The 16,919-nt window shown below is 75.2% G+C and carries 1 protein-coding gene; it reads left to right on the top strand.

Annotated elements, in window-relative coordinates; all coding sequences use genetic code 11:
* Positions 1-185: 185 nt before the first annotated feature.
* Positions 186-16,871, top strand: a complete 16,686-nt coding sequence (locus ACIGXW_RS02315) for a type I polyketide synthase (RefSeq protein WP_399568960.1) — start codon at positions 186-188, stop codon at positions 16,869-16,871.
* The last annotated feature ends 48 nt before the right edge of the window (positions 16,872-16,919 follow it).

Raw genomic sequence — 16,919 nt, forward strand, 5'->3', positions numbered from 1 at the left:
ACCTCCGGGTGTGCGGTGCGCCCATTTTCGGCTGCGCATCTAGGGAAACCCGCAGTCCACGTTGACGAAGATGAGCAGGAAATGGTCGGACGTGGGTGTCGGCAGTCTCTTCGCCCCCCTCGACGACGGCCGAACGGCCAGGCTCCAACGGGCATTTCCCGGCACACCACCGAGGGGTTGACAGCGTGACGTCGAACGAGGAGAAGCTCCGCGAGTATCTGAAGCGGGCCATCGCGGACCTTCACGACACCCGTCAGCAGCTGGGAGAGGTGGAGGACAAGCGCCGGGAACCCATCGCGATCGTCGCCATGGGCTGCCGTTACCCCGGCGGCGTACGGTCCCCGGAAGAGCTCTGGGACCTGGTCCACGACGGCGTCGACGCCATCTCCGCCTTCCCCGGCAACCGCGGCTGGGACCTGGAGGGCCTGTACGACCCCGACCCCGGCCGCCACGGGACCACGTACTCCCGCGAGGGCGGATTCCTGCACGAGGCGGGCGAGTTCGACCCCGCCTTCTTCGGGATCTCCCCGCGCGAGGCCCTGGCCATGGACCCGCAGCAGCGGCTGCTGCTGGAAACCGCGTGGGAGGTCGTCGAACGGGCCGGCATCGACCCGGAGTCCCTCGCCGGCACCCGTACCGGCGTCTTCGTCGGCACCGGTCACGGCTACTACGACGACGGTCCCGGCAAGAAGCAGGAGGAGGTCGCGGGGCACCTGCTGACCGGCAACACCATCAGCGTCGCCTCGGGCCGGATCTCCTACGTCCTCGGCCTGGAGGGCCCGGCGGTCTCCGTCGACACGGCCTGCTCGTCGTCCCTCGTCGCGTTGCACATGGCGGTGCAGTCGCTGCGCCAGGACGAGTGCTCGCTGGCCCTGGTGGGCGGGGCGACCGTGATGTCGACCCCGCAGATGTTCGTGGAGTTCTCCCGGCAGCGGGGGCTGGCCGCGGACGGCCGCTGCAAGCCGTTCGCGGCGGCCGCCGACGGCACGGGATGGAGCGAGGGCGTCGGGCTGCTGCTCGTGGAGCGGCTCTCCGACGCCCGCCGCAACGGTCACCCGGTGCTGGCCGTCGTCCGCGGCAGCGCCGTCAACCAGGACGGTGCCTCCAACGGACTGACCGCCCCCAACGGGCCCTCGCAGCAGCGCGTCATCCGCCAGGCCCTCGCCAACGCCGGCGTGACCGCGGCCGACGTCGACGTCGTGGAGGCCCACGGCACCGGTACGACGCTGGGCGACCCCATCGAGGCCCAGGCCCTGCTGGCCACGTACGGGCAGCAGCGCCCGGCCGGCCGGCCGCTGCTGCTCGGTTCGCTCAAGTCCAACATCGGGCACACGCAGGCCGCCGCGGGCGTCGCCGGCGTCATGAAGATGGTCATGGCCATGCGCCACGCCACCGTCCCCCGGACCCTGCACATCGACGAGCCCACCCCGCACGTCGACTGGTCGGCCGGCAGCGCGAAGCTGCTGACGGACTCGGAAGCCTGGCCGGAGACGGACCGGCCCCGCCGCGCCGCCGTCTCCGCGTTCGGCGTCAGCGGCACCAACGCGCACGTCATCCTGGAGGATGTCCCGCAGGAGGCCGTGCAAGAAGCCCCGCAGGCAACCCCGCCGGAAGCCCCGCAGGAGTTCTCGCGAGGCGCCCTGCCCTGGGTCCTGTCGGCCCGGTCCCCGCAGGCCCTGCGGGCACAGGCCGCCCGCCTCGCCCGGCACGTCCGCGCCCGCGCGGACCTGGCCCCCGAGGACGTGGCCCGCTCGCTGACCGGGACCAGGGCGCTGATGGAGCACCGCGCGGCCGTCGTGGCCGGGGAGCGGGAGGAGTTCCTGCGCGGCCTGGACGCCCTGGCCGAGGGCCGTGACACGGCCGGAGTCGTCACCGGCGCGGCCGCCAAGGCTCCGATGGCGTTCCTCTTCGCGGGCCAGGGCTCGCAGCGCCCCGCGATGGGACGCGAACTCCACGCGAGCCACCCGGTCTTCGCCGAGGCGTTCGACGCGGTGTGCGCGCAGCTGGACCGGCATCTGGAGCGCCCGGTCCGCGAGATCGTCTTCGCCGACGAGGGATCGGCCGACGCCGCGCTGCTGGACGAGACGCAGTACACGCAGGCCGCGCTGTTCGCCGTCGAGGTCGCCCTGTTCCGGCTCCTCGAGTCGTGGGGCATGACACCGCACTTCGTCGGCGGTCACTCCATCGGCGAACTCTCCGCCGCGCACGTGGCCGGCGTGCTCTCCCTGGAGGACGCCGCCGCGCTCGTCGCGGCGCGCGGCAGCCTGATGCAGGCCCTGCCCCCGGGCGGCGCGATGATGGCCGTCCAGGCCACCGAGGACGAGATCCGTGCCTCGCTGGCCGAATACGCAAGCAACGAAGGTACGGGCCCCGGTTCCGGCGCTGTGGACCTCGCAGCCGTCAACGGACCGCAGTCCGTGGTCGTCTCGGGCGACGAAGAGGCCGTCTCCGCCATCGCCGCCCACTGGAAGGACCAGGGGCGGCAGGTCAAGCGGCTGCGGGTCAGCCACGCCTTCCACTCGCCGCGCATGGACGCCATGCTGGAGGACTTCCGGCGCGTCGCCGAAGGCCTGCGCTACGACGCCCCGCGCATCCCCGTCGTCTCCACGGTGTCGGGCCGGATCGCCACGGCGGAGGAACTGCGCTCCCCGGAGTACTGGGTGCGCCAGGTCCGCGAGGCCGTCCGGTTCTGCGCCGGGGTGCGCATGCTCGAAGCCGAGGGCGTCGCCACGTTCGTGGAGATCGGCCCCGGCGGGGTGCTCACCCCGATGGTCGAGGCCTCCCTGACCACCACCGCCACCACCACCTCGCCCGCTCCGCTGCTGCTCTCCGCCCTGCGCCGCGACCGCTCCGAGGCCCGGGCGCTCACCGAGGCCGTTGCCGCCGCCTCCGCGCACGGCGCCCGCATGGACTGGCGGGCGTTCTTCGCCGGAACCGCCGCCCGGCACGTGGAGCTGCCGACCTACCCCTTCCAGCGCCAGCAGTACTGGCTGACCGGCCCGGACGCCCCCCACACCGCCCCCGGCGACCCCGACGAGTCCGGCTTCTGGTCGGCGGTCGAACGCGGCGACGTGACCGAACTGTCGACCGTCCTGGCCCTCGACGGCGACGACGCCGAGACCTCCCTCGGCACCCTGCTCCCCACCCTCTCCTCGTGGCGCCGCCGGCGCAGAACCCTCACCACCGTGGACAGCTGGAGCTACCGCGCCCGCTGGACCCCGGTCACCGGACTCACCGACCGGACGGCGTCGGGCCGCTGGCTGATCGTGGTGCCCGACGGCCACGACGACCCGTGGACCACCGGCCTCGCCGACGCCCTCACGGCCCACGGCACGCGGGCCGAGCGCTTGGCACTGGCGGGCCCGGGCGCCGGGGACGACGACCGTGCCGCCGTCGCCGCACGGCTCGCCGAAGGCCCCCTCGCCGGTGTCCTGTCGCTCCTGGCGTTCGACGAACGCCCGCACCCCGACCACCCGTCGGTGCCCCGCGGACTGGCCGCCACCACCGGGCTCGTACGGATCCTGGAGGACCTCTCCGCCGAGGCACCGCTGTGGAGCGTCACCCGGGGGGCGGTGGCGGCCGACCGGACGGACACGGTGCCCCACCCCGTACAGGCCCAGGCGTGGGGTCTGGGCCGGGTCGTCGCCCTGGAGCTCCCGCAGCGCTGGGGCGGTCTGATCGACCTTCCCGAGGCCATGGACGACCGGAGCGTGGCCGCCCTCCTCGGTGTGCTCGCCGGCGGGCACACCGAGGACCAGCTCGCCATCCGCCCCGCGGGCGTCTTCGCCCGCCGCCTCGTCCGGGCGGCCGCCCGCGGAAACGCCGAGGAGACCCCCGCCGTACGCGGCACCGTCCTGGTCACCGGCGGCACGGGCGCGCTGGGCGCGCACGTGGCGCGCTGGCTGGCCGGCGCCGGGGCGGAGCACCTCCTGCTCACCGGGCGCCGGGGCGCGGGCGCCCCGGGCGCGGCCGAGCTGGAGGCCGAACTCACCGCCCTGGGCACCCGGGTCACCATCGCCGCCTGCGACGCCGCCGACCGCGACGCGCTCGCGGACCTGCTGGCCGCCATCCCCTCCGACGTGCCGCTGACCGGTGTGGTGCACGCCGCGGGCGTGCTCGACGACGGCGTGCTCGGCTCGCTGACCCCCGAGCGCTACGAGGCCGTACTGCGCCCGAAGACCGTCGCGGCGCTCAACCTGCACGAGCTCACCCAGGGCATGGACCTGGAGGTGTTCGTGCTGTTCTCGTCCGTCGTGGGCGTGCTCGGCAACGCCGGCCAGGCCAACTACGCCGCGGCCAACGCGTTCCTCGACGCCCTGGCCGAACAGCGCCGCGCCACGGGCCTGGCCGCGACCTCGGTGGCCTGGGGCCCCTGGGCGGACCGCGGCATGGCGGCCGGCGGCACCACCCTCGCCGACCGCATGCGCCGCGACGGGCTCACCCCCATGGACCCCCGCCTCGCCGTCGCCGCCCTGAGCCGGGCCGTCGCCCGGGGCGCGGCGAACGTGACCGTGGCCGACGTGGACTGGGACGCGTACGCCCCCGCCCTGACCGCCGTCCGGCCCAGCCCGCTCCTCGCCGACCTGCCCGAGGCGCGCCGCGCCCTGCAGGACCGCGCGACCGGCGGCGGAGCAGGCGCGGCGGGCGGGCCGGGCGGTGCCTCCCCGCTGCGCGACCGCATCGCCGCGCTGCCGGCGGCCGAACAGGAACGCGTTCTGGTGGAGTTGGTCCGGGAGGAGACCGCCAAGGTCCTCGGCCACTCCTCACCGGACGCCGTCGACGCCCACCGCGCCTTCCGGGAGCTGGGCTTCGACTCGCTGACGGCGGTCGAGCTGCGCAACCGGCTCACGGCCGCCACCGGCGTCCGCCTGTCCGCCACCCTGCTCTTCGACCACCCCACGGCCCTCGCCGTCGCCGCACACCTGCGCACCCTGACCCTGGGCGGCCCCGGCACCACCGACGCGGTGACCCGGCAGACAGGCGCCGCGGGATCCGACGAGCCGGTGGCCATCGTGGGCATGGCCTGCCGCTTCCCCGGCGGGGTGAGCTCCCCGCAGGAGTTCTGGTCCCTCGTCTCCGGCGGCGGCGACGGGATATCCCCGTTCCCCGCCGACCGCGGCTGGGACCTCGACGGGCTCTACCACCCCGACCCCGACCACCAGGGCACCAGCTACGCCCGCGAGGGCGGATTCCTCGCCGACGCGGCCGGGTTCGACCCCGCCTTCTTCGGGATCTCCCCGCGCGAGGCCCTGGCCATGGACCCGCAGCAGCGGCTGCTGCTGGAAACCGCGTGGGAGGCCGTCGAGGGCGCGGGCATCGACCCCGAGACCCTGCGCGGAAGCGTGACCGGGGTGTTCGCCGGCACCAACTCCCTCGACTACCAGACCATTCTGGACGGCGACCGGGACGAGGTCGCCGGCCACCTGCTGACCGGCAACGCCGGCAGCGTCGTCTCGGGCCGCGTGGCCTACACCTTCGGCTTCGAGGGCCCGGCGGTCACCGTCGACACGGCGTGCTCGTCCTCGCTCGTGGCCCTGCACATGGCGGTGCAGTCGCTGCGCCAGGGCGAGTGCTCCCTGGCGCTGGCCGGCGGTGTGACGGTCATGTCCACCCCCTACTCCTTCGTGGAGTTCTCCCGGCAGCGCGGCCTGGCACCGGACGGCCGCTGCAAGCCGTTCGCGGCGGCCGCCGACGGCACCGGATGGAGCGAGGGCGCCGGACTGCTGCTCGTCGAGCGGCTCTCCGACGCCCTGCGCAACGGCCACCCGGTGCTCGCCGTGGTGCGGGGCTCGGCCGTCAACCAGGACGGTGCGTCCAACGGCCTCAGCGCCCCCAACGGGCCCTCGCAGCAGCGCGTCATCCGCCAGGCCCTCGCCAACGCCGGCGTGACCGCCGCCGACGTCGACGTCGTGGAGGCCCACGGCACCGGCACCAAGCTGGGCGACCCCATCGAGGCCCAGGCCCTCCTCGCCACCTACGGACAGAACCGGGAACGGCCCCTGCGCCTCGGCTCCGTCAAGTCCAACATCGGGCACACCCAGGCCGCCGCGGGCGTCGCCGGCGTCATGAAGATGGTGCTGGCCATGCGCCACGGCGAACTGCCCAGGAGCCTGCACATCGACGAGCCCACCCCGCACGTCGACTGGACGGAGGGCGCGGTCGAGCTGCTCGCCGAGCCGGCCGCCTGGCCCGGCGGCGGTGACCGGCCGCGCCGCGCCGGCGTCTCCTCCTTCGGCATCAGCGGCACCAACGCCCACGTCATCCTCGAAGAAGCCCCCGAGCCCGCCGCTTCCGCACCCGAAGCCGCCGCTCTCGCCCCCGAGGCGACCGACGCAGATGACCGCGGCACGCCCCTCGTGCCGTGGCTTCTCTCGGCGAAGAGCGCCGAAGCCGTCCGCGAGCAGGCCGGCCGCCTGGCCGCCCATGTCCGGGCCACCCCCGCGCCCGACAGCACCGACATCGCGTACTCGCTGGCCACCGGCCGGACCGCCATGGACCACCGCGCCGCCGTCCTCGCGACCGGCCGCGAGGACTTCCTGGCCGGGCTCGACGCCCTGGCCGGGGGGCTCGTCTCGCCCCGCGTCCTCGAGGGCACCGCCGAAGGCGGCCGGAAGGCCGTGTTCGTCTTCCCCGGCCAGGGCTCGCAGTGGGCCGGCATGGCGCTGGAACTCCTCGACACGTCCCCCGTCTTCGCCGCCCGCATGGCCGAGTGCGCGGCAGCGCTCGCGCCGTACACCGACTGGTCCCTGCCCGACGTGCTGCGCGGTGTGCCGGACGCCCCCTCCCTGGACCGCGTGGACGTGGTCCAGCCGGCCCTGTTCGCCGTGATGGTCTCGCTGGCCGGACTGTGGCGGGCGCACGGCGTCGAGCCCGCGGCCGTCCTCGGCCACTCGCAGGGCGAGATCGCCGCCGCCTGTGTGGCGGGCGCCCTCTCCCTGGACGACGCCGCCCGCGTGGTCGCCCTGCGCAGCCGGGCGCTGACCGCCCTCTCCGCACAGGGCGGCATGGTCTCGGTCGCCCAGCCCGTCGAGGCGGTGCGCGAGCGCCTGCGCGCCTGGGGCGACCGCGTGTCCCTCGCCGCCGTCAACGGCCCGAACTCCGTGGTGGTCTCCGGCGCGCCGGACGCCCTCGACGCGCTCGTCGCCGGGTGCGAGGACGACGGCGTCCGCGCCCGCCGCATCCCCGTCGACTACGCCTCGCACTCCGCCCAGGTGGAGCGCATCCACGACGAACTGCGGACCGTGCTGGCCCCCATCACGCCCCGACCCTCCGCCATCCCGTTCTACTCGACGGTCGACGGCGAACCGGTCGACACCACCGGCCTCGACGCCGCCTACTGGTACCGCAACCTGCGGCAGACCGTGGAGTTCGAACAGGCCACCCGGGCGCTGCTGCGCGACGGGTACCGCGCCTTCATCGAGGTCAGCCCGCACCCGGTGGTGATCGCCGGAGTGCAGGAGACCGCCCAGGACGCCGGCGTCCCGGCGGCCACGACCGGCACGCTGCGCCGTGACGAGGGTGGGCTCGACCGGTTCCGTACGTCCCTGGCCGACGCCTGCGTGCACGGGGTGGACGTCGACTGGGACGCGTTCTTCGCCGGCACGGCCGCCCGCCGCGTCGAGCTGCCGACCTACGCCTTCCAGCGCCGGCGGTTCTGGCCGCGCGCGGCAGGCGCCGCGGGCGACGTCGCCTCGGCGGGCCTGGGTTCGCCCGGCCACCCGCTGCTGGGCGCCTCGGTGGAGCTCGCGGGCGGCGACGGGATCGTCGCGACGGCCCGCTGGTCGGTCCGTACGCACCCCTGGCTGGCCGACCACGCGGTGTCCGGTGTCGTCGTGGTGCCGGGCGCGGCGCTGGTGGAGGCCGTGATCCGGGCCGGCGACGAACTCGGCTGCGGCCGCGTCGAGGAGCTGACCCTGCACGCCCCCGTCGTCCTGCCCGAGCGCGGTGACGTCCAGGTCCAGCTCGCCGTCGGCGAGCCGGACGGCTCCGGCCGCCGGCCGGTGACCGTGCACGCGCGGCAGACCGGCCCCACCGCCGGCACGGGCGGCGGGGCATGGACCCAGCACGCCACGGGCACGCTCGCCACCGGCGAGGCGCAGGGCCCGGCGGACTGGCGGGACTTCGCGGCATGGCCCCCGCGCGGCGCCGAGGCCGTGGACACCGAGGAGTTCTACGCCCGGCTCGCCGAGGACGGCTACGGCTACGGCCCGGTCTTCCAGGGCGTACGGGCGGCCTGGCGGCGGGGCGAGGAGGTCTTCGCCGACGTGGCCCTGCCCGAGCCCGCCCTGGCGGACGCGGCACGCTGCGGCATCCACCCCGCCCTGCTGGACGCGGCCCTGCACGCGGCCGGGCTCGGCCCGCTGGGCAAAGAGGACGGCCGCCCCGGCATGCCGTTCTCCTGGACCGGCGTCGCGCTGCACGCGACCGGCGCCACCGCCCTGCGCGTACGGCTGACCCCGGCCGGCAAGGACGCCGTCACCGTGGCGATGGCCGACGGCACGGGCCGCCCCGTCGCCTCGATCGACTCGCTCGCGGTACGGCCCGTGGCGGACGGGCTCCTCGACCCCGCGTCCTCCGCGGCCCGCGACGCCCTCTTCCACCTGGAGTGGACCCCGCTGCCCCGCCCGGCCGACGGCCCGGCCGGCACGGCCGGATGGGCCCTGCTGGGCGAGGCGCCCCCGGCCCTCGCCGAAGCCGGGCTGTGCCCGCGGGCAGGGGAGGACCTGGCCGCGCTCACCGCGGACCGGGCCCCCGACGTGCTGCTGGTGCCCCTGCCCGCTGCACACGGCACGCCGTCCGAGGTGGCCGCCGCCCTGGACCCCGTCCTGGAGCTGCTGCAGACCTGGCTCGCCGACGACGACTTCGCCGGCACCCGGCTCGTCCTCGTCACCCGCGACGCCGTCGCCACCCACTCCGGCGAGGACGTCCGCGACCTCGCCGGGGCCTCCGCGTGGGGCATCGTCCGCTCCGCGCAGTCCGAGCACCCCGGCCGCATCGTGCTGGCCGACGTCGACGCCGACGCCGCCTCCTGGCGGGCCCTGCCCGGCCTGATCGACGCGGACGAACCCCAGCTGGCGCTCCGCCAGGGCACCGCCTACGCCCCGCGTCTGGTCCGCACCCACGCCCACCCCCCGCTGACCGTCCCGGACCCCGCCCAGCCGTGGCGACTGGACATCCCGGAGAAGGGCACCGTCGACAACCTGGCGCTCGTGTCCTGCCCGGACGTCACCGGGCCCCTGGAGCCCGGCCAGGTCCGGCTCGAGGTGCGGGCGGCGGGGCTGAACTTCCGCGACGTCCTCAACGCGCTCGGCATGTACCCCGGCGGCGCCCGGTTCCTGGGCTCCGAGGCCGCCGGCGTCGTCGTCGAGGTCGGGCCCGGCGTGAGCGGGCTCGCCGTCGGCGACCGCGTCATGGGCATGGTGCCCGGCGGCTTCGGCCCACTGGCCGTGGCCGACCACCGGGTGCTGGCCCGCGTGCCGCGCGACTGGTCCTTCGCCCAGGCGGCCGCCGTCCCCGTGGTGTTCCTGACCGCCTACTACGCGCTGCGCGACCTGGCCGGCCTGGCCGAGGGCGAAACGGTCCTCGTGCACGCCGCCGCCGGCGGCGTCGGCATGGCCGCCGCCCAGCTGGCCCGCCACTGGGGCGCGGACGTCCTCGGCACCGCCAGTGACCGCAAGCAGGACCTGCTGCGGGCCGAAGGCTGGCCCGCCGAGAAGCTGGCCTCCTCCCGCACCCTCGACTTCGAGGACCGCTTCCGCGACCTCACCGGCGGCCGGGGCGTGGACGTCGTCCTGAACTCCCTGGCCCGCGAGTACGTGGACGCCTCCCTGCGGCTGCTGCCGCCCGGCGGCCGCCTCGTCGAGATGGGCAAGACCGACATCCGCGACGCCGACGAGGTCGCCCGCACCCACCGGGGCGTCACCTACCGGGCGTTCGATTTGATCGAGGCGGGCCCCGAGCGCATCCAGCAGATGCTCGCGGAACTGGTCACCCTCTTCGAACAGGGCGTGCTCCAGCCGCTGCCCGTCACCACCTGGGACGTCCAGCACGCCCGGGACGCGTTCCGCTTCGTGTCCGAGGCCCGCCACGTCGGCAAGGTCGTCCTCACCGTGCCCCGCCCCTGGGACACCGAGGGCACCGTGCTGATCACCGGCGGCACCGGCGAGCTGGGCGGGCTCCTGGCCCGGCACCTGGTGTCCCGGCACGGCGTCCGCCACCTGACGCTCACCAGCCGCCGGGGCCCCGACAGCCCGGGCGCCGCGGCCCTGCGCGAGGAGCTGACGGCACTGGGCGCCGCCCACGTCACCGTCGCCGCCTGCGACGTCGCCGACCGCGACGCGCTGGCCGGGCTCCTGGCGTCCGTACCCGCCGAACACCCCCTGACGGCCGTGGTGCACGCGGCAGGCGTCCTCGACGACGGCGTCATCGCCTCCCTGACCCCCGGCCGCCTGCGGGCGGTGACCCGCCCCAAGGCCGACGCGGCCCGCAACCTCCACGAGCTGACGGCCTCCCTGGACCTGGCCGACCTCGTACTGTTCTCCTCGGCCGCCGGCGTGTTCGGCTCCGCCGGCCAGGGCAACTACGCGGCGGCCAACGCCTTCCTCGACGGCCTCGCCCAGCACCGCCGCACCCACGGCCTGCCCACCACCTCGCTCGCCTGGGGACTGTGGGCCCAGGCCAGCGGCATGACCGCGCACCTCGACCACAACGACCTCGTCACCGCACGCCAGTCGGGAGCCCAGACCCTCACCACCGAGGACGGCCTCGCACTCTTCGACGCCGCCCTCACTACCCGCAGGGCCCTGCTCGTACCGGTGCGGATGGACGCCTCCGCCCTGCGCCCGCGCACCCCGGACGGCATCCCGTCCCTGCTGCGGGCGCTGTACCGCGGCCCCGCCCGCCGCACGGCGAGCACCGCCGAGGCCACCGGCACCGACGGACTGCGCCGACGCCTGGCCGGGCGCCCCCGCGCCGAGCGCCGCGGCCTGCTGCTCGACCTCGTCAGCACCTGCGTGGCCGCCGTGCTCGGACACACCGGCACCGAACTCGTCCACGCCGACCGCGCCTTCCGCGACCTCGGCTTCAACTCCCTGACCTCCGTCGAACTCCGCAACCGGCTCGGCACCGCCACCGGCCTGCGCCTGCCCGCCACCCTGGCCTTCGACTACCCCGCCCCCGCCGCGCTCGCCGAGTACCTCGAAGCGGAGCTGTCGGACGGCGACGACGCCGAGACCGGTAGTGCCGGCGCGGCGCACCCGGCCCTGACGCCGGACGCGGCCGACGACCCCATCGCGATCGTCGGCATGGCCTGCCGCCTCCCCGGCGGCGTCCGCTCCCCGAAGGACCTGTGGGAGCTGCTGTCCTCGGGAACCGACGCCATCGCCCCCTTCCCGGCCGACCGAGGCTGGGACCTCGACGGGCTCTACGACGCCGTGCCCGACGGGCCCGGCGCCTCCCGCACCCGCGAAGGCGGCTTCCTGAACGACGCCGCCGAGTTCGACGCCGACTTCTTCGGCGTCAGCCCCCGCGAGGCCCTGGCCATGGACCCCCAGCAGCGGCTGCTGCTGGAAACGTCCTGGGAGGTCTTCGAGCGCGCCGGGATCGACCCCCGGTCGGTACGCGGCAGCCGCACCGGCGTCTTCACCGGCATGGCCTCCAGCGACTACCTCACCCGCGTCCCGGACGTGCCCGAGGAACTGACCGGCTACGTCAACAACGGCAACGCCTTCAGCGTCGCCTCCGGCCGCGTCGCCTACACGCTGGGCCTGGAGGGCCCCGCCGTGACCGTGGACACCGCCTGCTCCTCGTCGCTGGTCGCCCTGCACATGGCGATGCAGTCGCTGCGCCAGGGCGAATGCTCCCTGGCGCTGGCCGGCGGCGTGACCGTCATGTCCTCGCCGCGGCTGTTCACCGACTTCTCCCGCCAGCGCGGACTGGCCGGCGACGGCCGGTGCAAGCCGTTCGCCGCCTCCGCCGACGGGACGGGCTTCTCCGAAGGCGTGGCGCTGGTGCTCGTCGAGCGCCTCTCCGACGCCCGCCGCAACGGCCACCAGGTACTCGCCGTCGTCCGGGGCTCCGCCGTCAACCAGGACGGTGCCTCCAACGGCCTCAGCGCCCCCAACGGGCCCTCGCAGCAGCGCGTCATCCGCCAGGCCCTCGCCAACGCCGGCCTGACCCCCCTGGACATCGACGCCGTGGAGGCCCACGGCACCGGCACCAAGCTGGGCGACCCCATCGAGGCCCAGGCCCTGCTCGCCACCTACGGCCAGGACCGGCCGCAGGACCGCCCCCTGCTGCTGGGCTCCATCAAGTCCAACCTCGGGCACACCCAGGCCGCCGCCGGCGTCACCGGCGTCATGAAGATGGTCCTGGCCCTGCGCCACGGACAGCTGCCCAAGAGCCTCCACATCGATGAGCCCAGCCCCCACGTGGACTGGTCCGCCGGCGCCGTCACCCTGCTCGGCGAGGCCGTCGACTGGCCGGAGACCGAACGGCCCCGCCGGGCCGGCGTCTCCTCGTTCGGCATCAGCGGCACCAACGTCCACGTCATCCTCGAAGAAGCACCGGCCGACACGGAGACGCCGGACACGCCCACCGCCCCGACGAGCGGCGACGCCGCCGGCCGGGCCGTGCCCTGGGTGCTGTCCGCCCGCACCGAACGGGCCCTGCGCGGCCAGGCCCGCGCCCTCCTCGCCCACCTGGAGCACGAACCCGCCACCGACCCGGCCGACATCGCCACGTCCCTGGTCACCCGGCGCTCGACACTCGAACGGCGCGCCGTCGTCACCGGCGCCGACCGCGCCGAGCTCACCGCCGGCCTGCGGGCACTGGCCGAAGGCACCCCCGCCGGCGGCGTCGTCCACGGCGGCTTCACCGGCGGCCGCGAACGCAAGGTCGTCCTGGTCTTCCCCGGTCAGGGCTCACAGTGGGCCGGCATGGGCACCGAACTCCTCGACGCCTCAACCGTCTTCGCCGACCGCATCGCCGAGTGCGAACAGGCACTGGCCCCCTACGTCGACTGGTCCCTGCGCGACGTCCTGCGCGGCACCGGTGACGCCCCCGGCCTCGACCGCGTCGACGTGGCGCAGCCCGCCCTGTGGGCGGTCATGGTCGCGCTCGCCGAGCTCTGGCGCGCCCACGGCGTGCGACCGGCCGCCGTCCTGGGCCACTCCCAGGGCGAGATCGCCGCCGCATGCGTGGCAGGCGCGCTGTCCCTGGCCGACGCGGCCAGGATCGTCGCCGTCCGCAGCCAGGCCATCGCCGGGGAACTCTCGGGCCACGGCGGCATGGTGTCCGTCGCCGCCCCCCACGACCAGGTCCTCACCCGCATCGAACGCTGGGGCGACAAGCTGTCCGTGGCCGCCGTCAACGGCCCGGCCACCGTCGTCGTCTCCGGCGACACCACCGCACTCGACGAACTCGTCGCCGAGTGCGGCCGCGACAAGGTCCGCGCCAAGAAGATCCCCGTGGACTACGCCTCCCACTCCGCCCACGTCGAACGCATCCACGCCGCCCTCCTCACGGACCTCGCCGGCCTCGAACCCCGCGAGAGCACCGTCCCGTTCTTCTCCACGGTCACCGGGGACTGGATCTCCACCACCGCACTGGACGAGCACTACTGGTACGAGAACCTGCGCCGCACCGTGCGGCTCGAGGAGTCGCTGCGCGCACTGCTCGCCCAGGGCCACGACGTCTTCGTCGAGTCCAGCCCGCACCCCGTCCTGAGCATGGGCATCGAGGACACCATCGCGGACGCCGAAGCCGACGCGGTGTTCATCGGCTCCCTGCGCCGCGACGACGGCGGCCCGGCACGCCTGCTCGCCTCCCTGTCCCAGGCCCATGTGCACGGCGTCGGCGTCGACTGGCGGGAATTCCTCGCCGACGGCCGCCCGGTGGAGCTGCCGACCTACGCCTTCCAGCGCGAGCGGTACTGGCTGGAGGCGACCGAGCCCGTCGACCCGACCGGCCTCGACTCGGTCGTCGCCCTCGCCGGCGACGCCGGCGTGGTCCTCACCGGCACCCTCGGCCTCCACACCCACCCCTGGCCGGCCGGCCACACGGTCCTGGACTCGGCCGTCGTCCCCGGCACCGCCCTCGTCGAATGGGCCGTCCGGGCCGGCGACGAAGCCGGCTGCCCGGTCGTCGGCGAACTCACCGAACACCTGCCGCTGGTCCTGCCCGAAGACGGCACCGTCCGCATCCAGGTGGCCGTCGGCGCCGCCGACGACACGGGCCTGCGCCCCGTCACCGTCCACTCGCGCCCCTCCCACGAGGACGCCGGCGCCGCATGGACCCGGCACGCCTCCGGAACGCTCACCGCCGCCGCCCACCCGGCGCCCGACACGGCGGCCCTGGCCGTCTGGCCGCCGGAGAACGCCCGGCCCGTCGACACCGATGAGCTGTACGGGACGCTCGCCGCCCAGGGATACGAACCGTTCCCGACCGTACGAGCGGCCTGGCGGCACGAGAACGACCTGTTCGCCGAGGTCGCCCTCGACGGCACCGCCCAGGACGACGCGGCACGCTTCCGCGTCCACCCGGCCCTGCTGCAGACGGTCCTCGCCCTGTGGGCCGCCGACCAGGGAACCGACGGGAGCACGCCCGTGCTGCCCGCCGCCTGGCAGGGCGTGACGGTCCTCGCCACCGGCGCCACCACCCTCCGCGTCCGGCTGACACCGGTCGGCGAGGGCGGCACGGTGTCGCTGACAGCCGTGGACACCACCGGCACCCCCGTGATCGCGATCGACACGATCACCACCCGGCCCGTGTCGCAGGAACGACTCGCCGCCGCCGGAGCGCGGGCAGGCGCCGGAACCGTACGGCACGACGCGCTGTTCCACGTCGAATGGACCCCTCTCCCGGGCGACGGCAGCGACAAGCCCGCCGGAACGTGGGCGGTCCTCGGCACGGACCCGGCGGCCACCGCGACCGCCGCACAGCTCGAGCACCTCGGTGTGCCGGTGCACCGCGCCGCCTTCGACGGCACCCCGGCCGCCCTGAGCACCGCCCTCGACACCGGCACACCGGCCGAGGCACCCACGACCGTCGTCCTCCACCTGCCCCAACGGCAGGCCCCCGCAGACCGGTCCACGACGGCCGACGCCGCACACGAGTCCGTACGCCACGTCCTGGCCCTCGCCCAGGCCTGGCTGGACGACACGCGGTTCGCCGCGTCACGCCTGGTCCTGGTCACCCGGGAGGCCGTCGCCACCGGACCCGACGACGCCGTCCAGGGCCTGGCCGACGCCGGGGTATGGGGCCTCATCCGCTCCGCCCAGTCCGAACACCCCGGCCGGTTCCTCCTCGTCGACCTGGACGACGACGAGCGCTCCCGCGCCATGCTCGCCCAGGCGACGGCCACGGCAATCGCCGCCGGCGAATCACAACTGGCACTGCGATCGGGCACCGCGACGATCCCCCGCCTCCAGCGGACCGTCACCACGGCCGAGGAGACCGTCACCCGCACCTGGCAGAGCACCGGCCCCCAGGACACCGAAGGCACCGTGCTCATCACCGGCGGAACCGGAGCACTCGGCGGCCTCGTCGCCCGCCACCTCGTCACCCGCCACGGCGTACGCCACCTGCTGCTCACCAGCCGCAGCGGCCTCGCCTCCCCGGGCGCGGAACACCTGCGCGACGAGCTACGGACCCTGGGAGCCGACGTCGACGTGGTCGCCTGCGACACCGCCGACCGCGACGCACTGGCCGGACTCCTGGCGTCCGTACCGGCCGAGCACCCCCTGACCGCCGTCGTCCACGCCGCCGGCGTACTCGAGGACGGGCTGCTGGAGACGCTCTCCCCCGAACAGATCGACCGCGTGCTGCGCCCCAAGGCCGACGCCGCCTGGCACCTCCACGAGCTCACCAAGGACGCCGGCCTCGCCGCCTTCGTCCTGTTCTCCTCCTTCGCCGGGGTCGCCGGCGGCATGGCCCAGGCCAACTACGCCGCGGCCAACGCCTTCCTCGACGCCCTCGCCCACCACCGCCGCGCACAGGGCATGGCGGCGGTATCGATGGCGTGGGGATTCTGGGAAGAACCTAGTGGATTGACGTCCACACTGGGCCGCGTGGACGTTGATCGCTTCGCGCGCTCCGGCATGCTGCCCCTCTCCGCCGACCAGGGCCTGGCCCTGCTCGACGCCGCTCCCCGCACCGACCGCGCGCTCCTCGTACCGGTCCGGCTGGACCCCCGGGCCCTGCTCGCCGCCGGCGAACTCCCGCCAGTACTGCGCGGACTCGTACGCACCCCCGCGCGCCGGGCCGTGAGCACCGCCGCCGGAACCCCCGGACACGGCACCGACCGCGCACCCGCGGGCGGCGAACGCCTCGCCCTCGCACAGCGGCTGGCCGGACTCAGCGTGCCGAAGCAGGAGGCCCTCCTGCTCCAGCTCGTCTGCGGACACGTCGCCGCGGTGCTCGGCCACGGCACGCCGGAGGCCGTCGAGGCCGAACGGGGCTTCCTCGACCTCGGCATGTCCTCGCTGACCGCCGTGGAACTGCGCAACCGCCTCAACGCCGAGACCGGGCTGCGCCTCCCGACGACCGCGATCTTCGACCACCCGACCCCCATCGGCCTGGTCCGCCACCTCCGCGCACAGATCGACCCCGGCAGCGCGGGCGGGACGGGGACCACCCCGGTGTTCGCCGAACTCGACGACCTCGAAGCGGTCGTGGCCGAGTCCGGTGACCGCCTGGACGCCGACGCCCGGACCCGGCTGGTCCAACGCCTCAAGACATTGCAGTGGAAGCTCGACGTCGCCGACGACGGCGGCCCCGCGGAGGACGACGGCGACGCCGACGCCGACCTCGCGGCCGCCTCGAGCGACGACGAAATGTTTGACCTCATCGACAAAGAACTCGGCCTCGCCTGACAGCCCAGTCGGTCGAAACATCTTTCCTGAACTGGGAGGTTCCCACCC

This window comes from Streptomyces sp. NPDC053079 (genome assembly GCF_044546695.1).
Classification (GTDB): Bacteria; Actinomycetota; Actinomycetes; order Streptomycetales; family Streptomycetaceae; genus Streptomyces.